At 72.2% G+C, this 24727-nt stretch carries 15 protein-coding genes; 12 read left to right on the plus strand and 3 right to left on the minus strand.

Translation table 11 applies throughout. The features are described from left to right. Positions 1-303 precede the first annotated feature (303 nt). A complete protein-coding gene (locus tag ACWEGE_RS29020; RefSeq protein WP_449663610.1) occupies positions 304-1662 on the plus strand; it encodes a glutamine synthetase in 1359 nt (452 codons plus the stop codon). A gap of 70 nt (positions 1663-1732) precedes the next feature. Then, on the plus strand, positions 1733-2515 hold the full coding sequence (locus ACWEGE_RS29025) for a DUF6885 family protein (protein ID WP_449663611.1): 783 nt from the start codon (positions 1733-1735) through the stop codon (positions 2513-2515). Here the strand turns inward: ACWEGE_RS29025 and ACWEGE_RS29030 are convergent. From ACWEGE_RS29030 to ACWEGE_RS29040, 3 genes are read right to left on the minus strand one after another with little or no spacing between them, the layout of a single operon-like run. Next, the gene (locus ACWEGE_RS29030) at positions 2493-3932 is read right to left on the minus strand and encodes an amino acid permease (protein WP_449663653.1); all 1440 of its coding nucleotides are present in this window, start codon (positions 3930-3932) and stop codon (positions 2493-2495) included. The two genes, ACWEGE_RS29025 and ACWEGE_RS29030, sit on opposite strands and share 23 nt — an antisense overlap. 41 nt (positions 3933-3973) lie before the next feature. Then, entirely contained in the window at positions 3974-4636 is a 663-nt protein-coding gene (locus ACWEGE_RS29035) for a response regulator (RefSeq protein WP_449663612.1), read from the minus strand. Next, on the minus strand, positions 4633-5847 hold the full coding sequence (locus tag ACWEGE_RS29040) for a sensor histidine kinase (protein ID WP_449663613.1): 1215 nt from the start codon (positions 5845-5847) through the stop codon (positions 4633-4635). Before ACWEGE_RS29040 ends, ACWEGE_RS29035 begins: the two co-directional genes overlap by 4 nt. A gap of 109 nt (positions 5848-5956) precedes the next feature. Here ACWEGE_RS29040 and ACWEGE_RS29045 point away from each other — a divergent pair, with 109 nt between their 5' ends. The 10 genes from ACWEGE_RS29045 (at position 5957) to glgB (ending at position 24715) form a co-directional block, all read left to right on the plus strand. After that, on the plus strand, positions 5957-6529 hold the full coding sequence (locus tag ACWEGE_RS29045) for a hypothetical protein (RefSeq protein WP_449663614.1): 573 nt from the start codon (positions 5957-5959) through the stop codon (positions 6527-6529). 14 nt (positions 6530-6543) lie between these two features. Further along, on the plus strand, positions 6544-8526 hold the full coding sequence (gene malQ / locus ACWEGE_RS29050) for a 4-alpha-glucanotransferase (protein ID WP_449663654.1): 1983 nt from the start codon (positions 6544-6546) through the stop codon (positions 8524-8526). A gap of 68 nt (positions 8527-8594) precedes the next feature. After that, complete coding sequence (gene glgX, locus ACWEGE_RS29055; protein ID WP_449663615.1) at positions 8595-10721, plus strand: glycogen debranching protein GlgX; 2127 nt, start codon at positions 8595-8597, stop codon at positions 10719-10721. Then, on the plus strand, positions 10718-12994 hold the full coding sequence (gene treY, locus ACWEGE_RS29060; RefSeq protein WP_449663616.1) for a malto-oligosyltrehalose synthase: 2277 nt from the start codon (positions 10718-10720) through the stop codon (positions 12992-12994). The genes glgX (ACWEGE_RS29055) and treY overlap by 4 nt, the downstream gene beginning before the upstream one ends. Then, positions 12991-14712: a malto-oligosyltrehalose trehalohydrolase gene (gene treZ, locus ACWEGE_RS29065; RefSeq protein WP_449663617.1), complete on the plus strand. Its 1722-nt coding sequence runs from the start codon at positions 12991-12993 to the stop codon at positions 14710-14712. Before treY ends, treZ begins: the two co-directional genes overlap by 4 nt. Before the next feature lie 51 nt (positions 14713-14763). Then, positions 14764-16911: a glycogen debranching protein GlgX gene (gene glgX / locus ACWEGE_RS29070; protein ID WP_449663618.1), complete on the plus strand. Its 2148-nt coding sequence runs from the start codon at positions 14764-14766 to the stop codon at positions 16909-16911. Between the two features lie 383 nt (positions 16912-17294). After that, a complete protein-coding gene (locus tag ACWEGE_RS29075; protein WP_449663619.1) occupies positions 17295-19277 on the plus strand; it encodes a maltotransferase domain-containing protein in 1983 nt (660 codons plus the stop codon). Between the two features lie 40 nt (positions 19278-19317). Then, complete coding sequence (treS, locus tag ACWEGE_RS29080; RefSeq protein ID WP_449663620.1) at positions 19318-21126, plus strand: maltose alpha-D-glucosyltransferase; 1809 nt, start codon at positions 19318-19320, stop codon at positions 21124-21126. A 5-nt stretch (positions 21127-21131) separates the two neighbouring features. Next, positions 21132-22511 carry a maltokinase N-terminal cap-like domain-containing protein gene (locus tag ACWEGE_RS29085; RefSeq protein WP_449663621.1) on the plus strand — a complete coding sequence of 460 codons (1380 nt, stop codon included), beginning with the start codon at positions 21132-21134 and terminating at the stop codon, positions 22509-22511. Further along, entirely contained in the window at positions 22508-24715 is a 2208-nt protein-coding gene (glgB, locus tag ACWEGE_RS29090; protein WP_449663622.1) for a 1,4-alpha-glucan branching protein GlgB, read from the plus strand. Before ACWEGE_RS29085 ends, glgB begins: the two co-directional genes overlap by 4 nt. Positions 24716-24727 lie beyond the last annotated feature (12 nt).

Genomic DNA, 24727 nt, shown 5'->3' on the forward strand with positions numbered 1-24727 from the left:
TCCTGCGGGCGGCGGCTTTCGCAGCGCGGCGGTGACCCGCCAAGCCGGTGGGCCGCACGAACGCCCGGACCGGACACAACTCCGGACCGGACACCAACCCGGAACGGACACCAACCCGGAACGGACACGAACCCCGGAACGGACACGAGCCTCGGACCGGAACCGGACACGAACCCCGAACCGACACGAACCCCGGACCGGACACGACCCCCGGAACCGGCCCAAACCCCGGAACGCTTCGCCATGGCCCCCACCGCTCCACCCCGGGATACTGACCCCCGAGCAGCGCGAAAGCAGGTGGCCATGACCAAAGCGGCGTCAGCCGCGGCGAAGGACTTCGCCGCCGCCGGAGTGGGTGGGGTTCAGCTCTCCTGGGCGGACAACAACGGCATCCCGCGCTCGCGGATCGTGCCCGTGGCCGGGCTGGCCGATGCCGCCACCAGGGGCGTCGGTGCCACCTCGCTCTTCGCCGTCTTCGACACCCACGACTCCATCACCTACGCGCACGAACCGCTGTCGACGCCCTCCGGCGACATCCGGCTCGTGCCCGTCGTCGAACGGCTGCGGCGGCTCGCCGGGCAGCCCGCGCTCGCCTGGGCGCCCGTGCGGCAGCTCACCCGAACCGGTGATCCCTGGCCCTACTGCCAGCGCGCCGTCCTCGAAGCCCAGGTTGCCGCCGCCGCCCGGAAGGGGCTCGAGTTCCGGGCCGGCTACGAGCTCGAATTCGCCGTCGCCCCGGTCGGCAGCGCCGGCATCCTCGAGAACCCCGGCCACCCCGGGCCCGCCTACAGCCCGCACGCCCTCGTCCCGCTCGACGGCTTCGTCGGCGCCCTCCTGCACGACTTCGCGGCCAACGGCCTGCGGATCGGCCAGCTCCACGCCGAGTACGGCACCGCCCAGCTCGAGCTCTCCCTCGCCGCCACCGATCCGGTCGCCGCCGCCGATGACCAGCTGCTCGCCCGGCAGACCATCCACGCCGCCGCGCGGATGCACGGCCTCGCCGTCAGCTTCGCCCCTCTCATCGGCCTCGACGCCGCCGGCAACGGCTGGCACCTGCACACCTCCGTCCACCGCAAGGGCCGGAACCTCCTCGAAACCGGGGAAACCGGGCAGCCCGAAGGCGACGGCGCCGGCTACCTCGCGGGCCTGCTGCGCGACCTGCCCGCCCTGACCGCGATCACCGCGCCGAGCGTCCCGTCGACCCTGCGGCTGCGGCCCGGCTACTTCGCCGGCGCGTACGCGTTCTGGGGCGTCGAGAACCGGGAAGCGCCGCTGCGGTACGTGCCCGGCTCGGCGCTGCTGGGCGACGGCCACGCGAACGTCGAGCTCAAGACGTCCGACGCCTCCGCGAACCCGTACCTCGCGCTGGCCGCGGTGCTCGCCGCCGGGATGGCAGGCATCGAGGACGCGCCCGCGCTGCCCGAGCCGATCGGCGAGGACCCGGGCGGCTGGACGGACGCCGAACGCGAGGCCCGCGGGGTGGGCCGGCTGCCGGCGAGCCCCGCCGAACAGGACGCCGCCCTGGTGGCGTCGCCGCGGGTCGCCCGCGTGCTCGGGGACGAGCTGCTGGGTGCCTTCCGCGCCGTCCGGGCCTCCGATGCCGCCTGGGCGGCCGATCGCACGGACGCCGAGATCGTCGCCGCCCACCTTTGGCGCTACTGAGAACCCTATGCTGGTCGGGACGGCCTGCGGAGACCGCAGGCCGACGGCCGAACAAGGTCTGAGGGGACCGATGACTTCCGGGATCGACGGCGGGCAGCTCGACCTGTCCGGGGTGCGGTGGCTGCCGGGCGGGGCCCGCCTGGCCGCGGTCGCCCAGGCGGAACTGCCCCAGAAGGACGGCCTGGCCGCGGCGTTCTGCGGGCTCGCCGCGCTGCGGGCGGCCGGGCTCGACGTCCCCGACCAGGACGCCGTCGCGGCGGCCGCGGGCACCGTCCGGGGGCCCGCCGTGCGCCCGCCGGGCGAGCCGGGCCGGCGCGACTTCCGGCTGCCGCTGCCGGTCGTCGACGACCCGGCCGCGGCGGGCACCCGGGTGTCCGGGCTGGCGGCGGCCGTCGGGGCGCTGTCGCGGGGCGCCCTCGCGGCGGTGCCGGTGACCGGGCAGTGGACCACCGGGGCCCTGTTCGACCTGCTCGTCGGGCTGTGGGACGTCCCGCGCGTCGCGGTGCTCGCCCGGGTCGACGCGGCCGAGCTCGGTGCCCACGACACCCCGGAACGCGCGCTGCTCGACTACCTCGACACCGGCGTCCCCCCACTGTGGACGTCCCGCTGGCGCCCGCCCGGCGGCCACTTCGTGCTCCTGGCGGGTATCCGCATCGGCGCCGAGGGCACTCTTCTGTCCGTTGTGGACACTTATCTGTCCTTCGGCGACAACGGCCGCCACGACCAGCCGGTCGAATGGGTGACGGCGGCGCTGAGGGGACTCGGCGTTCTGGTGGTCGTCGACGCCGAGCAGGCCGGGGTGGTCCGCGCGGCGGCGGGGGCCGCCGGGCTCACTCCGTCCTTTTGGGACTGACCGGCGCCCCGGCCGCGAACCGGGAGTGGCGGCGGCCGTAGGCGAAGTAGATCACCAGGCCGATCGCCAGCCACGCGGCGAACCGGATCCACGTCAGCACGTTCAGGTTGAGCATCAGGTACAGGCACGCGAGCGCGGCCACGACCGGGACCGCCGGCGAGAACGGCACCTTGAACGGCCGGTCGAGGTCGGGACGGCGGCGGCGCAGCACCGGGACCGCCACCGCCACGATGATCATCGCCGACAGCGCGCCGATGCTCACCATGTCGGCCAGCTCCGAAATCGGGATGAACGCCGCCAGCACGGCGATCAGGGCGGCGCCGCCGATCGTCATCCGGTGCGGGGTGCCCCAGCGCGGGTGCGCGGTGCCGAGCGCCTTGGGCAGCAGGCCGTCGCGGCCCATCGCGAACCCGATCCGGCCGATCGTGACCAGCTCGACCATCATCACCGACGTCAGCCCGGTGACCGCGCCGAGCGAGATCAGCGCGCCCACCCAGTGCTGGCCGACCCGGTCGAACGCGTCCGCCAGCGGCGCGCCGGTGTCGATGTCGGTGAACGGGATCATCCCGGTCAGCACGATCGAGACGCCGATGTAGAGCAACGCGCACACGCCCAGCGCGCCGAGGATGCCGACGCGCAGGTCCTTGCGCGGGTTCAGCGTCTCCTCGCCCAGGTTCGCGAGCGCTTCGAAACCGGTGTAGGCGAAGAAGACCACGGCGGCCGCGGTGATCATCCCGGCGATGCCGTAGACCGACTGCTCCAGGCCGAGCGCGGCCTGGACGATCGGTTGCTCGAGCACCGTCGTCCCGGACGCCGGCGCCTTGGCCGGCGGGATGAACGGCGTCAGGTTCGCGCCCTTGACGAAGAACAGGCCGACCGCGAGCACCAGCACGCAGACCGCGACCTTCACGCACACCAGGAGGTTGGTCAGCCAGGCCGACTCCTTGATGCCCAGCACGGCGACCACGGTCAGCACGGCGATGATCAGCACCGCGCCGACGTTGACCTTCGCGTCCTCGCCGAACCACTCCGGCGACAGCCCGAGCAGGTTCGCCAGGTAGCCCGACCAGCCGCGCGACACCACGGCGGCACCGAGCGCGAACTCCAGCAGCAGGTCCCAGCCGATGATCCAGGCGAACACCTCGCCGAGGGTGGCGAAGGCGTAGGTGTAAGCGCTTCCCGCCGTCGGGACGCTGGAGGCGAGTTCGGCGTAGCACAGCGCCGCGAGCCCGGCGACGACCGCGCCGAGCACGAACGACAGCGTCACGGCCGGCCCCGCGTGGGTCTTCGCCTCGACACCGGCCAAGGTGAAGATGCCGGTGCCGATGATGATCCCCACGCCGAACCCGATCAGGTCACGGCCGCGCAGCCGTCGTTTCAGCTCGCCGGACTCCTGGCGCTCCAGGACCTCGTCCACGTTCAGCGTTCGCCGCTCACCCATGAGAGAAAGTTAGAAGGTCACGGGTCTTTTCGCAGATCGGCTGCGCTCGGGCCGGCCTCCTGGGCGAGGATCGCGGCCTGCACCCGCGAGCGCAGGCCGAGCTTGGCCAGCACGCGCGAGACGTGCGTCTTCACCGTCGCTTCGCCGATGTACAGCCGGGCACCGATCTGGGTGTTGGACAGGCCCTCGCCCAGACAGCCGAGCACTTCGCGCTCGCGGTCGGTCAGGTCGGCGAGGCCGCGCGGAAGGGGTGCCGGGGCCGCCGCGGCGAACGCGCTGATCAGCCGCCGCGTGACCGGCGGGGCGAGCACGCCGTCGCCGGCCGCGACGAGCTTCACCGCTTCGACCAGCCGGGGCGCTTCGACCGATTTGAGCAGGAAGCCGGCGGCCCCGGCCCGCAGCGCGCCGTGCACGTACTCGTCGAGGTCGAACGTGGTCAGCACGAGCACCTGGGTGAGCCCCTCGGCCACCAGTTCCCGGGTGGCGGCGATGCCGTCGGTCCCCGGCATCCGGACGTCCATCAGGGTGACGTCCGGCCGCAGCGCCCGCGCCTGCCGGACGGCGGTGGCGCCGTCGGCGGCTTCGCCGACGACCTCGATGCCCTCGGCGTGGCCGAGGATGGTGGTGAGGCCGAACCGGACGGCGCTGTGGTCGTCGGCGACCAGCACGCGGATCGTCATCTCGGCCCTCCGGGGTTCCGGGTGGCCGAGCCCCCGGTTGTCACAGCCCCGGCGACCGGGAGTTCGGCGCGGACGAGCCAGCCGTCGCCCGCCGGGCCCGCGGTGAGCTCGCCGCCCACCGCGCCGGCGCGCTCGCGCATGTTCAGCAGGCCGGTGCCACCACCAGCCGCCGCCGGGAGCGGGCCGCGGACGTCGTTGCGGACCTCCACCGCGAGGACGCCGCCGACCCGGTGGACCGCGATGTCGACCCGCCCGCCCGGGGCGTGCTTCACGGCGTTGGTCAGCGCCTCCTGCGCGATCCGGTACGCCGTCAGGTCGACCGCCGCCGGCAGCGGCCGCCGGGAGTCCACAGTGGACTCGACGTGCACGTCCAGCCCGCTGGCCCTGGCCGATTCCACCAGCTTGGCCAGGTCCGCCAGCCGGGCGGGCGCGGTCGTCTCCGCGGCCCCGCCCTCGGCCTTGAGCAGCCCGATCATCGCGCGCATCTCCGCCAGGGCGCTGACACTGTTCTCCCGCACCGATGCCAGCACCGCCTTCGCCAGTTTCGGGTCCGGCAGCGACAGCGCCGCCTCCGACTGGATCGCGATGGCCGAAAGGTGCCCGGCGATCACGTCGTGCAGGTCACGGGCCATCCGCCCGCGTTCGGCGGCGACCGCCGCCCGCCGGTCCAGCTCCGCGATCTTCGCCAGCTGCCCGGCGTTGGCCCGCTCGGTCTCGGCGATGTCCCGCTGCTGGCGGACGTTCGCCGCCCACCACACCGGCGTGATGACGAACGGCAGCAGGCCGACCGCGGCCAGCACCGCCGTCCGCCACTCCTGCGCGAGCACGAGCACCGCGGCGAGCACGCCCACCACCGAGGACGCGGCGAGACCGATCAGCACCCGGCTGGTGCGGCGGGAGCCGTAGAGCGTCGCCGCGTACAGGAAGTCGGTGAAGATGATCAGCACCGGGAGCGAGGGGCCGAGCGCGACGTCCGCCACGACCACCGCGGTCGCCAGGACCAGGGCGAGGGGGACGCGCCGGCGCAGCAGCTCGAGCCCGCACAACGCGGTCAGCTCCACCAGCCGCACCCCCAGCGGGGCGTGGTCGTACGCCGTCACGAGCCGGTGGACGCCGGTCGTGTAGACGAGGAACCCGATCAGCCAGGTGGCCAGCGCGATCAGGCCGTCCTGCTGCCACACCGGGAGCGAGCGCAGGCGGGGGAGGGACACCCGATCATCCCAGCACACCGCGCGCCGGGGCCGCGTCCGACGAAGTGATGACGCCCGGTCCCCCCGATCGCCGACGCGGCCGGGCACGCGGGCGCGGGAGTGTGGCGGGGTGGCAGAGATCGGGAAGTTCTTCGCGGAGAACCCGATGGCGGCCGTCATCGCGGCGGGCGAGATCGGGTTCTGGGTGTTCATCGCGGCGGGGCTGGCGGTGCGGTACGTGCTGCGCGCGCGGCGCGTGTCGGCGGTGCTGCTGGCCATGGTGCCGCTGGTCGACGTCGTGGTGCTGGTGGCGACCGTGCTCGACCTGTCCACCGGGGGCGAGCCGGGGTTCACGCACGGCCTCGCGGCGGTCTACCTGGGCTTCAGCGTGGTGTTCGGGCCCGGCATGGTGCGGTGGGCCGACGGGCGGTTCGCGCACCGGTTCGCCCACGCGCCCCTGCCGCCGAAGCCGCAGGGGCGGGAGAAGCTGCGCCACGAGTGGCGTGCATGGGGCAAGTGCGTGCTGGCCTGCGGGCTCGCCGCGGTGACCCTGCTGGCGGTGATCTTCGCGATCGGCGAGCCGGCGCGGGTCGCGCCGCTGTGGGGCTGGTTCCCGCGGCTGGGCACGGTGACGGTGATCTGGCTGTTCACCGGCCCGGTGTGGGAGGAGCTGTCCGGCAGGCGCGAGGAGGCGCGGGGGTGATGTCGGCCGTGCGGATGGCGGGAACGGCCGGGCACCGGAATGCTGGTCCCGTGCCCGAACAGATCCCCGCCCTGCACGCGCTCGCCGCCTCCTACGGCGTCGCCACCCGGTACGAAAACGCCGACCGGGTCGAGGTCGACGTGGCCGACGACGTCGTGGTCGCCGTCCTCGGCCAGTTCGGCGTCGACGCGACCACCGACGAGGCCATCGCCGCGGCCCTGACCGCCCTGCGCGAGGCCCCGGCCGCCCTGCCGCCGACCATCGTCGTGCGGGAGGGCACCGGCAAGACGCTGGGCGTCGACGCCGAAGTCGTCCTCGAAGACGGGACGCGGCGGCGGGCCGCCGGGGAACTGCCCGCCGACCTGCCGCTCGGGTGGCACCGGGTGGTCACCGCCGACCAGGACGTCGTGCTGGCCGTCGTGCCGGCGAAGCTGCCGCCGGTCCCGCCCGCCTGGGGGTGGATGCTGCAGCTCTACGCCCTGCACTCGGCCGGGTCCTGGGGCATCGGCGACTACGCCGACCTCGCCGCCTTCGCCGCCCGGTCGGCCGCGGAACTGGACGCCGGCGTCCTGCTGGTGAACCCCGTGCAGGCGATCAGCCCCGCCCACCCGGTCGAACGCTCGCCGTACTCGCCGGCGAGCCGTCGGTTCGCCAACCCCGTCTACCTGCGCGTCACCGCCACCGAGACGTTCGCGCGGGCCGACGCCGCGACGCGCGTGGCCGTCGAGTCCCTGGCGCCGGACCGCGAAGGGGAACTGGTCGACTACGACGCCGTCTGGACCGCCAAGCGGGCCGCGCTCGAGCTGCTGTGGCCGCACCGCGTCGAAGAGGTGGCCGACGACCGCGACCTCCGCGACTTCGCCCTCTTCTGCGCGCTCGCCGAGCGGCACGGCGCCGACTGGCGGGACTGGCCCGAAGACCTGCGCGACCCCGCCGGACCGACGGTGGCGAAGGCGCGCGAAGAGCTGAAGGAGCGGGTCGCCTTCCACGCGTGGCTGCAGCACCTCTGCCGGGTGCAGCTCGAAGCGGCGCGGAAGGCCGCGCGCGAGGCCGGGATGACCGTCGGGATCGTGCACGACCTGCCGGTCGGGGTGCACCCCGGTGGGGCCGACACGTGGGCGCTCGAAGACGTCTTCGCCGCCGACGTGCGGGTCGGCGCCCCGCCCGACGCCTTCAACCAGCAGGGACAGGACTGGAACCTGCCGCCGTGGCGGCCGGACAAGCTGGCGGAGGCGGGCTACGCGCCGTTCCGGGACGTCATCCGGGGCGTCCTCCGGTACGCCGACGGCATCCGCGTCGACCACATCGCCGGCCTGTGGCGGCTGTGGTGGATCCCGCCGGGCGAACCCGCGCACCGCGGCACGTACGTGTACTACGACGCCGAAGCGATGGTCGGCGTGCTCGCGCTCGAAGCGCACCGGGCCGGCGCCGTCGTCGTGGGGGAGGACCTCGGCACCGTCGAAGAGGTCGTCACCGAAACCTTGCACGAACGGGGGATGCTGACCTCGGCCGTGCTGTGGTTCGAACGCGACTGGGACGCGCCCGGCCGGCCGTTCAACCGGCCGGAAAGCTGGGATCCGGACGCCATGGCCAGCATTTCCACGCACGACCTGCCGACGGTCCCGGGCTGGCTGAAGAGCGAGCACGTCCGGGTCCGGGCCGAGCTGGGCCTGCTGGACCGCGGGGTCGAGGCGGAGGAAGAGGCTGCCGCCGAAGAGCGCAAGGCGTTGCTGGAACTCGTTGCCCGCGAAGGGATTCCGGACGGCGACCCGGTCGTGGCGCTGCACACCCTGCTCGCGAAGGCCGCGTCACGGCTCGTGCTGACCTCGCCGGCCGACGTGGCGGGCCAAGTGCGGCAGCCGAATCTGCCCGGAACGGTCGACCAGTACCCTAACTGGCGGATTCGCCTGCCCGTCAGCGTCGACGGCTTCTTCACCGCTGAGGGGGTCCGCGCCGCGGTCGCCCCGCTGGCGGCGGCCCGGCCGCTGCCCCGGTAACGACCACCCCGGCGCGCGCGACCCCCGGTGGTACGTCACCGGCACGACCAAGCTCGAGGAGAAACCCAGTGCGGCCCTGGCCCGGAACGCCCTACCCGCTCGGCGCCACCTACGACGGAGTCGGGACGAACTTCGCCCTGTTCTCCGAGGTGGCCGAGCGCGTCGAACTGTGCCTGTTCGACGCCGAGGGCAAGGAGGAGCGGTACGCGCTCGAAGAGGTGGACGGCTTCGTCCACCACGGCTACCTGCTGAACGTCGGCCCGGGACAGCGCTACGGGTTCCGCGTGCACGGCCCGTACGACCCGAAGCGCGGCCTGCGCTGCAACCCGAACAAGCTGCTCATCGACCCGTACGCGAAGGCCGTCTCGCACGGCGTGAAGTGGGACGAGTCGCTGTTCGGCTACAAGTTCGACAACCCGGCCGAGCGCAACGACGACGATTCCGCGGGCCACGTGCCGTATTCGCTGGTGGCGAACCCGTTCTTCGACTGGGGCAACGACCGGCAGCCGAAGCGCCCGTACAACGAGACGGTCATCTACGAGGCCCACGTCAAGGGCATGACCGTGAACCACCCGTTCGTGCCCGAACCGCTGCGCGGCACGTACGCCGGCCTCGCGCACCCCGCCGTCGTCGAGCACCTGCAGAAACTCGGCGTGACCGCGGTGGAGCTGCTGCCGGTGCACCAGTTCGTCACCGACCACGGCCTCGACGGCAAGGGCCTGACGAACTACTGGGGTTACAACACGATCGGGTACTTCGCGCCGCACGACTCCTACGCGGCGATGCCCGGCGAGGGCGGCCAGGTCCAGGAGTTCAAGGGCATGGTCAAGGCCCTCCACGAAGCCGGGATCGAAGTCATCCTCGACGTGGTTTACAACCACACGGCCGAGGGAAACCACCTCGGGCCGACGCTGTCGATGCGGGGCATCGACAACGAGGCCTACTACCGGCTGGTGGAGGGGGAGCCCGAGTACTACATGGACTACACCGGCACCGGGAACTCCCTCAACGTCCGCAACCCGCACACCCTGCAGCTGATCATGGACTCGCTGCGCTACTGGGTGACGGAGATGCACGTCGACGGCTTCCGGTTCGACCTCGCCTCGGCGCTGGCGCGCGAGTTCTACGACGTCGACCGGCTGTCGACGTTCTTCGACCTCGTCCAGCAGGACCCGATCGTCAGCCAGGTGAAGCTGATCGCCGAGCCGTGGGACGTCGGCCCCGGTGGCTACCAGGTGGGCAACTTCCCGCCGCTGTGGACGGAGTGGAACGGGCAGTTCCGCGACACCGTCCGCGACTTCTGGCGCGGCGAACCCTCGACGCTCGGGGAGTTCGCGAGCCGGATCACCGGCTCGTCGGACCTCTACCAGGACGACGGCCGCCGCCCGTTCGCGTCGATCAACTTCGTCACCGCGCACGACGGCTTCACGCTGCGGGACCTGGTGTCCTACAACGAAAAGCACAACGAGGCCAACGGCGAGGACGGCCGCGACGGCGCCGACGACAACCGCTCGTGGAACTGCGGCGTCGAGGGCGAGACCGACGATCCCGAGGTGCTGGCCCTGCGCGTCCGGCAGCAGCGGAACATGCTCGCGACGCTGATGCTCTCCCAGGGCGTGCCGATGATCCTGCACGGCGACGAGTTCGGCCGCACCCAGCAGGGAAACAACAACGTCTACTGCCAGGACTCGGAACTGTCCTGGATGGACTGGGAACTGGCCAAGCAGAACGCGGACCTGGTCAAGTTCACCGGCGGGCTGGGCGCGTTCCGGCACCGGCACCCGGTGTTCCGCCGCCGCCGCTTCTTCCAGGGCGGCCCGGTCGGCAAGGGCGAGAAGCTCGGCGACATCGCCTGGTTCACCCCGGCCGGCGAGGAGATGACCGAGCAGAACTGGGACGACGGCTTCGGCAAGGCGGTCGTCGTCTTCCTCAACGGCAAGGCGATCCCCGACCTGGACCAGCGCGGGATGCACGTCGAGGACAACTCGTTCCTGCTCGCCTTCAACGCCCACTACGAGGACATCGACACCACGCTCCCGGGCAACGGCTACGGGGAGAGCTGGACCGTCGTGGTCGACACCGCGACCGGGGAGGTCGAACCCGCCGGCGCCAAGCCGATCGAAGGCGGCGGCCGGCTCACCCTCCCCGCCCGGTCCCTGATCGTGCTGCAACGGACGGAGACGGAAGCCGAATGACGGTGCCGGAGTCGACCTACCGGGTGCAGCTGCGCCCGGAGTTCACCTTCGCCGACGCGGCCGGCATCGCCGGCTACCTGCGCGACCTGGGCATCGGTGCGCTCTACGCGTCGCCGGTGCTGGACGCGGCGCCCGGCTCGACGCACGGCTACGACGTCGTCGACCCGACGCGCGCGCGGCCCGCGCTCGGCGGCGAGGCGGCTCGTCAGGAGCTGTCGGCGCTGCTCAAGGAGCTCGGGCTGGGCCTGGTGGTCGACATCGTGCCGAACCACATGTCGGTCGAGGTGCCGAAGGCGAACCGCTGGTGGTGGGACGTCCTGGAGCACGGCCGCGACTCGCAGTACGCGGAGTTCTTCGACATCGACTGGGAGCGCGGCCCGATCCTGCTGCCGGTCCTCGGCGAGGACGACGCCGTCGCCGAGCTGACCATCGAGGGTGACGAGCTGGTCTACTACGACCACCGGTTCCCGATCGCCCCCGGCACGGGTACCGGGACACCGCAGGAGGTCCACGAGCGCCAGCACTACCGCCTGATCGGCTGGCGCCGCGGCAACGCCGAGCTGACCTACCGCCGCTTCTTCGACATCACGAACCTGGCCGCGGTCCGCGTCGAAGACCCGAAGGTGTTCGCCGAGACGCACGGCGAGGTGCTGCGCTGGGTCGCCGACGGCGACGTCACCGGCCTGCGCGTCGACCACCCGGACGGCCTCGCCGACCCGGGCGGCTACTTCCGGCGCCTGCGCGAGAACGCGCCGAACGCCTGGATCGTGGCCGAGAAGATCCTGCACCCCGGCGAGCCGCTGCCGCAGACCTGGCCGGTCGACGGCACCACCGGCTACGACGCCCTGCGCGAGATCGCCGGCGTGTTCGTCGACCCGGCGGGCGAGCCGGGCTTCACGGCGCTGGCGAACGAGCTGGGCGTGAAGACCGGCTACCACCGGGTCGAGGCCGAGGCCCGGCGCCTGGTCACCGACCGCATCCTGGTCGCCGAGGTCCGGCGGATCGCCGCGCTGCTGCCCGGCGTCGATCCCGAGCAGGCCCGGCAGGCCGTGGCCGAGACCATGATCGCCTTCCCGGTCTACCGCTCCTACCTGCCCGAAGGCGCGGCGCACTGGGCGGCGGCGATCGACGGCGCCCGCCGCGCCCGGCCCGACCTCGCCGAGCCGCTGGCCGTGCTCGACGCCGCCGTGCGCGAGCACCCGGAGAGCGAGCTGGCCACCCGGCTGCAGCAGACGTCGGGCATGGTCGTGGCCAAGGGCACCGAGGACACGACGTTCTACCGCTACACGCGCTTCGCCGCGCTCAACGAGGTCGGCGGCAACCCGGACCGGTTCGGCCTCGGCGTCGAGGAGTTCCACCGGCTGGCCGCCGAGCGCGAGGCCGGCCACCCGGCGGCGATGACCACGCTGACCACCCACGACACCAAGCGCTCGGAGGACACCCGCGCACGGATGGCGGTGCTGGCCGAGGTGCCCGGCGAGTTCGCCGAGGCCCTCCGGCGGTGGACCGCGCGGCGGGGGATCGACGAGCCGTCGCTGAACCTGCTGGCCTGGCAGACGCTGGTGGCGGCCTGGCCGATCGAGCCCGCCCGGCTGCGGGACTACCTGGACAAGGCGGCCAAGGAGGCCAAGCTCCGGACCAGCTGGACCGACCACGACGAGGCCTTCGAGGCCGACGTCGCCGCGTGGCCGGACGACGTCCTGAACGACGCCGAGCTGGCCGCCGACGTCGAGGCGTTCGTCCGGCGCCTCGAGGGGCCGGGGTACGCGAACTCGCTCGGGCAGAAGCTCGTCCAGCTGACCGCGCCCGGTGTCCCGGACGTCTACCAGGGCACCGAGCTGTGGGACTTCTCCCTGGTCGACCCGGACAACCGCCGCCCGGTCGACTACGTCGTCCGCCGCGAGGTCCTGGCCCGGATCCTCGACGGCGAGCTGCCGGAGGTCGACGCCTCGGGCGCGGCGAAGCTGCTGGTCGTGCACAAGGCGCTGCGGCTGCGGCGCGAGCACCCGGCGCTGTTCCGGGGCTACCGGCCGCTGCGCGCCGAAGGCCCCGCCGCGGCCCACTGCCTGGCCTACACCCGCAGCGCGGACCTCGCCGTCGCGGTGACCCGGCTGCCGGCCGGCCTCGAAGCCGGCGGCGGCTGGCGCGACACGGTCCTCCCGCTGCCGCCCGGCAGCTGGACCGACGTCCTGACCGGCCGGGAAGTCACCGGCGACCTGGCCGCCCTGTTCGACCGCTACCCCGTCGCGTTGCTGGTGCGAGGAGAGGCATGAAGTTCAGCGTGTGGGCCCCGGCGGCCCGCCGGGTCCGGGTGAGCGTCGACGAAGGCGTGCACGAGATGACCGAGGGCGACGGCGGCTGGTGGCACGCCGAGGCCGAGGGCGTCAACTACGCCTTCCTGCTCGACGACGAGAAGCCGCTGCCCGACCCGCGGTCGCGGTGGCAGCCGCACGGCGTCCACGCCGAGTCGCGCGTCTACGACCACGGCGAGTTCGCCTGGACCGACGACGCCTGGCACGGCCGTCAGCTGCCCGGCGGGGTCGTCTACGAACTGCACGTCGGCACGTTCACCGAGGGCGGCACCTTCGACGCGGCGATCGACCGGCTCGACCACCTCGTCGAGCTCGGCATCACGCACGTCGAGCTGCTGCCGGTCAACGCCTTCGACGGGACCGCGGGCTGGGGCTACGACGGCGTCCTCTGGGGCGCGGTCCACGAGCCCTACGGCGGCCCGGACGGGCTCAAGCGGTTCGTCGACGCGGCCCACGCGCGCGGGCTGGCGGTCGTGCTGGACGTCGTCTACAACCACCTCGGGCCTTCGGGCGCCTACCTCGACAAGTTCGGGCCCTACTTCGCCGGGCAGAACGACTGGGGACCGGGCCTCAACCTCGACGGTCCCGGCTCCGACGAGGTCCGCCGGTACGTCGTCGACAACGCGCTGAGCTGGCTGCGCGACTTCCACATCGACGCGCTGCGCCTGGACGCCGTGCACGCCCTGCTCGACCGGCGGGCGGTCCACCTGCTCGAACAGCTCGCCACCGAGGTCGACGCGCTCTCGGCGGCGCTGAACCGGCCGCTGACGCTGATCGCCGAGTCCGACCTCAACGACCCGCGGCTGGTCACGCCCCGCGAGCGCGGCGGCCTCGGCCTGCACGCGCAGTGGTCGGACGACTTCCACCACGCCCTGCACGTCAAGCTCACCGGCGAGACGACCGGGTACTACACCGACTTCGCCGCCCCGGACGCGCTCGAGCGCGTGCTGCGCGAGGTGTTCTTCCACGCCGGCACCTGGTCGTCGTTCCGGGAGCGGACCCACGGCCGCCCGGTCGACACGCGGACCGTGCCCGGCCACCGCTTCCTCGGCTACCTGCAGAACCACGACCAGATCGGCAACCGCGCGACCGGCGACCGGCTCTCGGCGACGGTCTCGCGCGACCGGCTGGCCTGCGGTGCGGCCGTCCTGTTCTGCTCGCCGTTCACGCCGATGGTGTTCATGGGGGAGGAGTGGGCGGCGAGCACGCCGTGGCAGTTCTTCGCCTCCTTCCCCGACCCCGAGCTGGCCGAGGCCGTCCGCACGGGCCGCCGCCGCGAGTTCTCCCGGCACGGCTGGGGCGAGTCGGACGTGCCGGACCCGATGGACCAGGCCACGGTGGACCGCTCGCGGCTCGACTGGGCCGAGGTGGAGCGGCCCGGTCACCGTGAGGTGCTGGAGCTGTACCGCGCGTTGATCCGGCTGCGCCGCGAGCGGCCGGAGCTGGCCGACCCCCGGGTCGCGGACCTGCGGGTCGACTCGGCGCCGGACGGATCCTGGCTCGTGCTGCACCGCGGCGGGCTGCGGCTGGCCGTCAACTTCGGCCCCGGCCCGGTGACGCTGCCCCTCGGGGTGACGAACTCGCTGCTCACGTGGGGTGCGGCGACCGTGGACGGGGGCGCCGCGCACCTGCCGCCGGACACCTTCGTGCTGGCCGGGACAACGGTTACCTCCAAGTAACTCCTCGGTGATGGCGCGCACGGAACACTGGTCGTCTGGGACGATTCAGGAATGGCCACACGACCCTCCGCCGATCACGTCCTCGCCGGCCGCCCCTTCCCGCTCGGAGCCCACCCCGAGGCCGGCGGTGTGCGGTTCGCGATCACGTCCGCCGTGGCGGACGCCGTCGACCTGTGCCTGATCGACGCCGACGGGTCGGAACGCCGGATCGCGCTGACCGAGCGCACGTTCGGCGTGTGGCACGGGCTGGTGCCCGGGGTGACGCCGGGGCAGCGGTACGGCTACCGGATCCACGGCCCGTACGACCCGGCCCGCGGCCTGCGGTGCAACCCGCACAAGCTGCTGGTCGACCCGTACGCCCGGCAGATCACCGGCGGGCTCACCGACCTGGCCGCGGCCCAGGGCTTCACCGGCGACCCCGAGCGCGGGCCGATGTCCACTGTGGATTCGCTGGGCAGCGTGCCGCTGTCGGTGGTCACCTCGCCGGGCGGGCCGGACACCGGGACCAAGCCGGAGGTGCCCTTCGAAGAGGCGGTGGTCTACGAGCTGCACGTCAAGGGCTTCACCCGGCAGCACCCGTTCATCCCGGAGGCCCTGCGGGGCACCTACCTCGGCCTGGCCCACCCGGTGGCGATCGAGTACCTGACCCGGCTCGGCGTCACCTCGGTCGAGCTGCTGCCGGTGCACGCGTTCCTCGACGAGCCGTCGCTCATCCGGGCCGGACGGCACAACTACTGGGGCTATTCGCCGCTCGGCTTCTTCGCCCCGCACGCCGCCTACGCGAGCGAGCCCGGCCACGAGGTCGAGGAGTTCCGGCTGATGGTGGCCGCCCTGCACGCGGCCGGCATCGAGGTGATTCTCGACGTCGTGTTCAACCACACCTGCGAGGGCGGGCCGGACGGGCCGACGCTGAGCTTCCGCGGGCTGAACGCGCCGGTGTACTACCTGCACACCGAGCGCGGGCACATGGCCGACATCACCGGCTGCGGCAACACCCTGGAGGCCGGCTCGCCGACCGTCGTCCGGCTGGTCACCGACTCGCTGCGATACTGGACGCAGGAGATGGGCGTCGACGGCTTCCGGTTCGACCTCGCGAGCACGCTCGGCCGGCCGCGCGGCGGCGCGTTCGACGACGCGTCGACGCTGCTCACCGCGATCACCGTCGACCCGGTGCTCTCGCGCTGCAAGCTGATCGCCGAGCCGTGGGACGCCACCGGCGAGGGCTACCGCGTCGGCGGCTTCGGCGCCCAGTGGGCCGAGTGGAACGGCCGCTACCGCGACACCGTGCGCGACTTCTGGCGCGGCGCGACCGGCGTCCGCGACCTCGCCTACCGGCTGTCCGGTTCGTCGGACCTGTACGACCACAACCTGCGGCGGCCGTGGCAGTCGATCAACTTCGTCACCGCGCACGACGGCTTCACACTGCGGGACCTGGTGTCCTACAACGAAAAGCACAACGAGGCCAACGGCGAGGACAACCGCGACGGCGGCAACGACAACCGCTCGTGGAACCACGGCGCCGAGGGCGACACGGCCGACGAGGCGATCCGGGACCTGCGCGCCCGGCAGGCCCGCAACATGTTCGCCACGCTGCTGCTGTCCACCGGCACCCCGATGCTGACGGCCGGCGACGAGTTCTGGCGGACCCAGCGCGGCAACAACAACGCGTACTGCCTCGACGACGAGACGTCGTGGTTCGACTGGACCCCGGACACGCCCGAGGCCGAGGCCATGCTCGCCTTCGCCCGCCGGGTCGTGCGGCTGCGCGCGAACAGCCCGGCGCTGCGGCAGCCGGAGTTCTTCGAAGGCCGCACCACGCCGACCGGCAAACCGGACCTGGTCTGGTTCCGCCCGGACGGCGAGGAGTTCGGCGAGACCGACTGGTTCGAGGACCGGCACACGCTCGGCATGTGGATCGACGGCTCGAACAGCCAGGCCCGCAACCGCGACGGCGAGCTGGTGCCCGACCACTCGTGGCTGCTGTGGCTGCACGCCGGCGACGCCCCGGCCGAGGTGATCCTCCCGGGCCGCGAGTACGGCGAGACGTTCAAGCCGACGCTGGACACGAGCACCGCGGACGGCAGCCCGGCCAACCCGGGCGTGCTGGAGGCCAAGAGCCGCGTGACCCTCCAGTCCCGTTCCCTGCTCCTGCTCCGCGCCCCCCGCCTGGCCGCCGAGCCCCAGCCCGAACCCTACTGACGCGTACCCCCGGCCCGGCCCGGCGTGATCAGAAGGTCGACACGCGTGATTGAGGGGTCGACACGCGTGATTGAAGGGTCGACACGGGCACCGTCGCCGTGTCGACTCCCCAATCACGCGTGTCGGCTTCCTGATCACGCGTGTCGACCCGGCAAGCACGGTCGAATCGTCCATTCGGGTACGGGTGTTGGCCGTTCGGGTTCGCGTGTCGTTCGCGCGCCGGCTTAACCTGCCGGACATCCGCTGGAAATTCGTTGCGGCGAAAGCGTTTCAGACGGCGAGCACTGGGTACCAGCCTTAAGAACCCTGCCTCGTGGGCGCTTGATCGAGTCAGGCAGACTGTCGCCGTCTGCGTCCAACCGACACATCGAAGGGCGTTGCCCATGACCGGCCGGCTCGGCATCGACGACGTCTCCCCCAGCGTGAGCTGCGGCCGGTATCCGGCCAAAGCCGTTGTGGGGGAACACATCCCGGTCTTCGCGACCGTCTGGCGCGAGGGCCACGACGCCGTCGCGGCGACTGTCGCGTGGCGCGGCCCGGAAGACCGGCTGACGCGCCAGACGCGGATGGTGCCGCGCGGTCCCGACCACCCCGACGAGTTCGCCGCGGTGATCGCCCCGGACACCACCGGTCTCTGGACGTTCCGGGTCGACGCGTGGGGCGATCCCTGGGCGACGTGGGAGCACGCCGTCGAGGTGAAGGTCGCCGCCGGGCAGGGACCCGAAGACCTCGCCAACGACCTCGAGAACGGCGCCCGGCTGATCGAGCGCGTCTCCCGCCGGCCCGACCGCCGGGCCGAGAAGGCGCTTCTGATCGGCGCGGTGAAGGCCCTGCGCGACGAGGAGCGCAGCCTCGCCGAGCGCGTCGGGCCCGCGCTCTCGCCCGAAGTCCGCCAGGTCATGCACGAATTCCCGGTGCGCGAGCTGATCACCAAGGGCAAGCCGCACAAGGTCTGGGTGGACCGCCGCCGCGCCGCGTACGGCTCCTGGTACGAGCTGTTCCCCCGCTCGACCGGCGGTCTCGACGCCGAGGGCAAGCCGGTGCACGGCACCTTCGCCACCGCCGCGACCGCGCTCGACCGCGTGGCGAAGATGGGCTTCGACGTCGTCTACCTCCCGCCGGTTCACCCGATCGGGCGAGTCAACCGCAAGGGGCCCAACAACACCCTCGACGCCAAGCCGGAAGACGTCGGTTCGCCGTGGGCGATCGGCGCCGACGAGGGCGGCCACGACTCGATCCACCCCGACCTCGGCACCTTCGAAGACTTCGACGCCTTCGTGGCCCGCGCGGAAGAACTCGGCATGGAGGTGGCGCTCGACTTCGCCCTCCAGGCCGCCCCGGACCACCCGTGGGTCCTCAAGCACCCCGAGTTCTTCACCACCCGCCCGGACGGCTCGATCGCGTACGCGGAGAACCCGCCGAAGAAGTACCAGGACATCTACCCGATCAACTTCGACAACGACCCCAAGGCCGTCTACGAAGAGATGCTGCGGGTGATCACCGTCTGGATCGACCACGGGGTGAAGATCTTCCGGGTCGACAACCCGCACACCAAGCCGCCGGACTTCTGGGCCTGGCTGATCCAGTCGGTCAAGGACGCCCACCCGGACGTGCTGTTCCTGGCCGAGGCGTTCACCCGCCCGGCGCGCCTGTGGGGCCTGGCCCGGCTCGGCTTCACCCAGAGCTACACCTACTTCACCTGGCGCACCGGCAAGCAGGAACTGATCGACTTCGCCATCGACCTGCGGGAACACTGGAACGAGGGCCGGCCGAACCTGTTCGTCAACACCCCGGACATCCTCCACGAGTCGCTGCAGCGCGGCGGCCCGGGCATGTTCGCGCTGCGGGCCGCGCTGGCGGCGACGATCTCGCCGACGTGGGGCGTCTACTCCGGCTACGAGCTGTTCGAGCACGTCCCGGTCCGCGAGGGCAGCGAGGAGTACCTCGACTCCGAGAAGTACCAGCTGCGCCCGCGCGACTTCGAGCGCGCGCTCGCCGAAGGGCGCTCGCTGGAACCGTGGCTGGCGAAGCTGAACGCCGTCCGCAAGGCCCACCCGGCGCTGCAGCAGATGCGCACCCTGCACTTCCACCACGTCGACAACGACGCGCTGCTGGCCTACTCCAAACAGGACCCGGCCACCGGCGACACCGTGGTCACGGTCGTCACCCTCGACCCGTACGGGCCCCAGGAGGGCACGTTGTGGCTCGACACCGGCGCGCTCGGCTTCGAAGCGCACGAGCGGCTCATCGCCCACGACGAGGTCACCGGCGACACGTGGGACTGGGGCCCGGCGAACTACGTCCGGCTCGAGCCCTGGCGGGCGGTGGCCCACGTGGTGTCGGTCAGACGACGGCTGGCCGGCTGAGCGGGGAAGGACAGGGACTCGAGGGACTGAGGTGGAACAGATGGCGGAAGAAGCGCGGCCCGACGCCGCGTTGGGGCTGGAGGGTGTGCCGCACACCGGCGAGGCGATGACCGCCGACGGCATGCTCGTGGAACCGCAGGCCGGGGACTTCCGGTCGGCGCAGCAGGCGCCGAGCAACCCGGAGTGGTTCAAGGGCGCGGTGTTCTACGAAGTGCTGGTGCGCGCGTTCGCCGACTCCAACGGCGACGGCACCGGCGACCTGCGCGGCCTGGCCGGCAGACTCGACTACCTGGCCTGGCTGGGGATCGACTGCCTGTGGCTGCCGCCGTTCTACGCGTCGCCGCTGCGCGACGGCGGGTACGACATCAGCGACTTCCGCGCGGTGCTGCCGGAGTTCGGCAGCGTCGAGGACTTCGTCTTCCTGCTCAACGAGGCCCACCGGCGCGGCATCCGGGTGATCACCGACCTGGTGCTCAACCACACCTCGGACGCGCACCCGTGGTTCCAGCAGTCCCGCAACGACCCCGACGGCCCGTACGGCGACTACTACGTGTGGAGCGACGACGACTCCCGCTACTCCGACGCGCGGATCATCTTCGTCGACACCGAGACGTCCAACTGGACCTACGACCCGGTCCGCGGCCAGTTCTACTGGCACCGGTTCTTCTCCCACCAGCCCGACCTGAACTTCGAAAACGCCGACGTCCAGAACGCCATGATCGACACCCTGCGGTTCTGGCTCGACCTCGGCATCGACGGGTTCCGGCTGGACGCCGTGCCGTACCTGTTCGAGCAGGAGGGCACCAACTGCGAGAACCTGCCGCGCACGCACGAGTTCCTCAAGCGCTGCCGCAAGGTCGTCGACGACGAGTACCCGGGCCGGATCCTGCTCGCCGAGGCCAACCAGTGGCCCTCGGACGTCGTCGAGTACTTCGGCGACCCGGCGGTCGGCGGCGACGAGTGCCACATGGCGTTCCACTTCCCGCTGATGCCGCGGATCTTCATGGCCGTGCGCCGCGAGTCGCGGTTCCCGATCTCGGAGATCCTCGCCCAGACCCCGACGATCCCCAGCGGGTCGCAGTGGGGGATCTTCCTGCGCAACCACGACGAGCTGACCCTCGAGATGGTCACCGACGAAGAGCGCGACTACATGTACGCGGAGTACGCCAAGGACCCGCGCATGAAGGCCAACATCGGCATCCGCCGCCGGCTGGCCCCGCTGCTGGACAACGACCGCAACCAGCAGGAGCTGTTCACGGCGATGCTGCTGTCCCTGCCGGGCTCGCCCGTTCTGTACTACGGTGACGAGATCGGCATGGGAGACAACATCTGGCTCGGCGACCGCGACGCGGTCCGCACGCCCATGCAGTGGACCCCGGACCGCAACGCCGGGTTCTCCTCCTGCGACCCCGGCCGGATCTACCTGCCGGTGATCATGGACCCGGTGTACGGCTACCAGGGCCTGAACGTCGAGGCGCAGTCCAACAACGACGCCTCGCTGCTCAACTGGACCCGGCGGATGATCGAGGTGCGCAAGCAGCACCACGCCTTCGCCGAAGGCGACTTCGTCGACCTCGGCGGGTCCAACCCGAGCGTGCTGGCCTACAAGCGCCAGTGGCGGCGCCCGGACGGCGGCGAGGACGTCGTGCTCTGCGTGAACAACCTGTCCCGGTTCCCGCAGCCGGTGGAGCTGGACCTGTCCGCGCACCGCGGGTGCACGCCGGTGGAGCTCACCGGCGGCGTGCGGTTCCCCAGCATCGGGGACCTGTCGTACCTGCTGACGCTGCCCGGGCACGGCTTCTACTGGTTCCAGCTGACGAGCCCGGGAGACGAAGGCGAAGCGAGGTGAGTCCCTTGTCCGACCCGCGCGAGCTGGTCGACGACCTGACCGAGGACCTGAAGCGCTGGCTGCCGGAGCAGCGCTGGTTCGCCGGCAAGGACCGGCCGGTGACCGGCGTCCGGCCACTGGGCGTGACCGAGCTGGTGTCCGGTGACCCGCAGCTGCTGCACGTGGTCGTCGAGGTCGCCCAGGACGACCGGCGGGAGCCCTACCAGCTGCTGGTGGGCCGGCGGACGCACCCGCCGGAGATCGCCTCGACCAGCTGGATCGGGGCCGTCGGCGACCTGAACGCCTACGAGGCGTCCGGGGACCTGGACGTCACCGGCGTGCTGCTGGACCTGATGGCCCGCGAGGAGCGGGTCGGGGCGCTGGTCTTCGAGCACGAGCCCGGTGTCGAGCTGGAGACCGGGCTGCGGGCGCGGCCGATCACGTCGGAGCAGAGCAACACGTCCCTGGTCTACGCCGGGCAGTACATCCTCAAGCTGTTCCGGAAGCTGTCCCCGGGCAAGAACAAGGACCTGCTGCTGCACCGCGCGCTGCAGGCCGTGGGCAGCAAGCACATCGCGGCGCCGCTCGGCTCGATCACCGGCGACCTGGACGGCGAGCCGACCACGGTCGGCATGCTCCAGCAGTTCGTCTCGGACGCGGTCGACGGCTGGGCGATGGCCACCACGAGCGTCCGCGACCTGATGGCCGCGCCGGAGCTGCACGCCGGGGAGGTCGGCGGCGACTTCGCCGGCGAGGCCGAGCGGCTCGGGCGGGCCGTCGCCGAGGTGCACGCGGACCTGGCCGAGGCGCTCGGCACCGAGCCGGTGGACGCCGACGAGCTGGAACGCTCGGCGAAGGCGATGCTCGACCGGCTGGACACGATCGCGGCGCGCGTGCCCGAGCTGGCCGCGCACGCCCCGGCGCTGCGGGCGGCGTTCGAGAAGCTGCGCACCCTGCCGCTGGACTCGGTGACCATGCAGTACATCCACGGCGACCTGCACCTGGGCCAGGTGCTGCGGACCGTCGGCGGCTGGCTGCTGATCGACTTCGAGGGCGAGCCCGCGGCCCCGGTCGAGGAACGCCACGCGCTCCGCTCGCCGTTGCGCGACGTGGCGGGCATGCTGAGGTCGTTCGACTACGCGGCCCAGCAGATGCTGGTCGGCCAGCCGGACGACCCGGCGCTGGCCGAGCGCGCGCACGAGTGGTCGGAGCGCAACCGGGCGGCGTTCTGCGAGGGCTACGCCGCGATCGCGGCCGACCCGCGCGAGCAGGGCGAGCTGCTGCGCGCCTTCGAACTGGACAAGGCGGTCTACGAAGTGGGTTACGAGCACGCGAACCGGCCGGACTGGCTGGGCGTGCCGCTCGCCTCGATCGCCCGGATCACTAGCGGAGGGACGACACCGTGAACGCGGTTCCCGAAGGCCTCCCGGCCGCGGCCCCGCCGGCCGCGGACATCGACCGGCTGCTCGCCGGATCCCATCACGACCCGCACTCGGTGCTGGGCGTGCACGCCGTGGGCAAGGGCTTCGCGGCCCGGGCGCTGCTGCCCGGCGCGAAAGCCGTCGCGCTGTGCGCGGGCGGCGAGAAGTACCCGATGGAACCGGTGATCGACGCGCTGTTCGCCGTCGCCGTGCCCGAGCACCCGGGCGACTACCGCCTCGAGGTCGAGTACGACGGGCACACCGTGACCGCCGACGACCCGTACCGCTGGCTGCCCACGGTGGGCGAGCTGGACCTGCACCTGATCGGCGAAGGACGGCACGAGCGGCTCTGGGAGGCGCTGGGCGCGCACGTCCGGTCGTACGAGACCCCCGGTGGGGTGGTCGAGGGGACGTCGTTCGCGGTCTGGGCGCCGAACGCGCGCGGCATCCGCGTGATCGGCGACTTCAACGGCTGGGACGGGCGCGGGCACCCGATGCGTTCGCTCGGCTCGTCCGGGGTGTGGGAGCTGTTCGTGCCCGGCGTCGGCGTGGGCACCTGCTACAAGTTCCGGATCCTCGGCGCGGACGGCAACTGGCAAGAGAAGGCCGACCCGATGGCGTTCGCCACCGAGCAGCCGCCCGCGACGGCGTCGGTCGTCACCAGCTCGGCCCACCTGTGGGAAGACGACGAGTGGGTCGCCCGGCGCGAAGCCACGCAGTGGGCCGCGGCGCCGATGAGCGTCTACGAGGTCCACCTGGGCTCGTGGCGGCCCGGCCTGGACTACCGCGAGCTGGCCGACCAGCTGGGCGACTACCTGGTCGAAACCGGTTTCACGCACGTCGAGCTGCTGCCGGTGTCGGAGCACCCGTTCGGCGGTTCGTGGGGCTACCAGGTGACGTCGTACTACGCGCCGACGTCCCGCTTCGGCTCGCCGGACGACTTCCGCTACTTCGTCGACCGCCTGCACCAGCGCGGGATCGGCGTGCTGGTGGACTGGGTGCCGGCCCACTTCCCGCGCGACAGCTGGGCGCTGGCCCGCTTCGACGGGACGCCGCTGTACGAGCACGCGGACCCGCGCCGCGGCGAGCAGCCGGACTGGGGCACGCTCGTGTTCGACTTCGGCCGCAACGAGGTCCGCAACTTCCTGGTCGCCAACGCGCTGTTCTGGCTCGACGAGTTCCACCTCGACGGCCTGCGCGTGGACGCCGTCGCGTCGATGCTGTACCTCGACTACTCCCGCAAGGAAGGGGAGTGGCTGCCCAACCAGTACGGCGGGCGGGAAAACCTCGACGCGGTGCGGTTCCTGCAGGAGCTGAACGCGACCGTCTACAAGCGACACCCGGGTGTCGTGATGGTGGCGGAGGAGTCCACGGCGTGGCCGGGCGTCACGCGGCCGACCCACCTCGGCGGGCTCGGGTTCGGCTTCAAGTGGAACATGGGCTGGATGCACGACACGCTCCGGTACCTTTCGCACGAGCCGATCCACCGGGCGTACCACCACAACGAGATGACGTTCTCGCTCGTGTACGCGTGGAGCGAGAACTTCGTGCTGCCGCTGTCGCACGACGAAGTGGTGCACGGCAAGGGATCCCTGTGGGGCCGGATGCCGGGCGACGCCTGGAACAAGGCGGCCGGGCTGCGCTCGCTGCTGGCGTTCATGTGGGCGCACCCGGGCAAGCAGCTGCTGTTCATGGGCGGCGAGTTCGGCCAGCCGGGGGAGTGGTCGGAGTCGCGGTCGCTCGACTGGCACCTCATGGACGAGCCGCTGCACCTCGGCGTCTGGGAGCTGCTGCGGTCGCTGAACACGATCTACCGGTCGTCGCCGGCGCTGTACAGCCAGGACACCTCGCCGGACGGCTTCGCCTGGATCGACGCGAACGACTCCAGCGGCAACGTGCTGAGCTTCCTCCGCATCGGCACCGACGGGTCGCGGCTGGCCTGCGTGGCCAACTTCGCCGGCGTGCCGCACCACGACTACCGGGTCGGCCTGCCCACGGCGGGCCGCTGGCTGGAGGTCGTCAACACCGACGCCGAGGCGTACGGCGGCTCCGGCGTCGGCAACATGGGCGCGGTGGAAGCGGTCGAGGCACCGTGGCACGGCCAGCCGGCCTCCGCGGTCCTCCAGCTGCCGCCGTCCGGCGTCCTCTGGCTGGTCGAGGAAACCCCGCGGGAGAACGATCCGGCGTGATCAGCCGCCCGG

The sequence above is a fragment of the Amycolatopsis sp. NPDC004747 genome, assembly GCF_053601335.1.

What these genes read in the sequence shown, in the direction of transcription:
- ACWEGE_RS29020 (WP_449663610.1), top strand. Translation starts at nt 304, where the DNA reads ATGACCAAAGCGGCGTCAGCCGCGGCGAAGGACTTCGCCGCCGCCGGA.
- ACWEGE_RS29025 (WP_449663611.1), top strand. Translation starts at nt 1,733, where the DNA reads ATGACTTCCGGGATCGACGGCGGGCAGCTCGACCTGTCCGGGGTGCGG.
- ACWEGE_RS29035 (WP_449663612.1), bottom strand. Translation starts at nt 4,636, where the DNA reads ATGACGATCCGCGTGCTGGTCGCCGACGACCACAGCGCCGTCCGGTTC.
- malQ (WP_449663654.1), top strand. Translation starts at nt 6,544, where the DNA reads ATGGCGGGAACGGCCGGGCACCGGAATGCTGGTCCCGTGCCCGAACAG.
- treY (WP_449663616.1), top strand. Translation starts at nt 10,718, where the DNA reads ATGACGGTGCCGGAGTCGACCTACCGGGTGCAGCTGCGCCCGGAGTTC.
- treZ (WP_449663617.1), top strand. Translation starts at nt 12,991, where the DNA reads ATGAAGTTCAGCGTGTGGGCCCCGGCGGCCCGCCGGGTCCGGGTGAGC.
- glgX (WP_449663618.1), top strand. Translation starts at nt 14,764, where the DNA reads ATGGCCACACGACCCTCCGCCGATCACGTCCTCGCCGGCCGCCCCTTC.
- ACWEGE_RS29075 (WP_449663619.1), top strand. Translation starts at nt 17,295, where the DNA reads ATGACCGGCCGGCTCGGCATCGACGACGTCTCCCCCAGCGTGAGCTGC.
- treS (WP_449663620.1), top strand. Translation starts at nt 19,318, where the DNA reads ATGGCGGAAGAAGCGCGGCCCGACGCCGCGTTGGGGCTGGAGGGTGTG.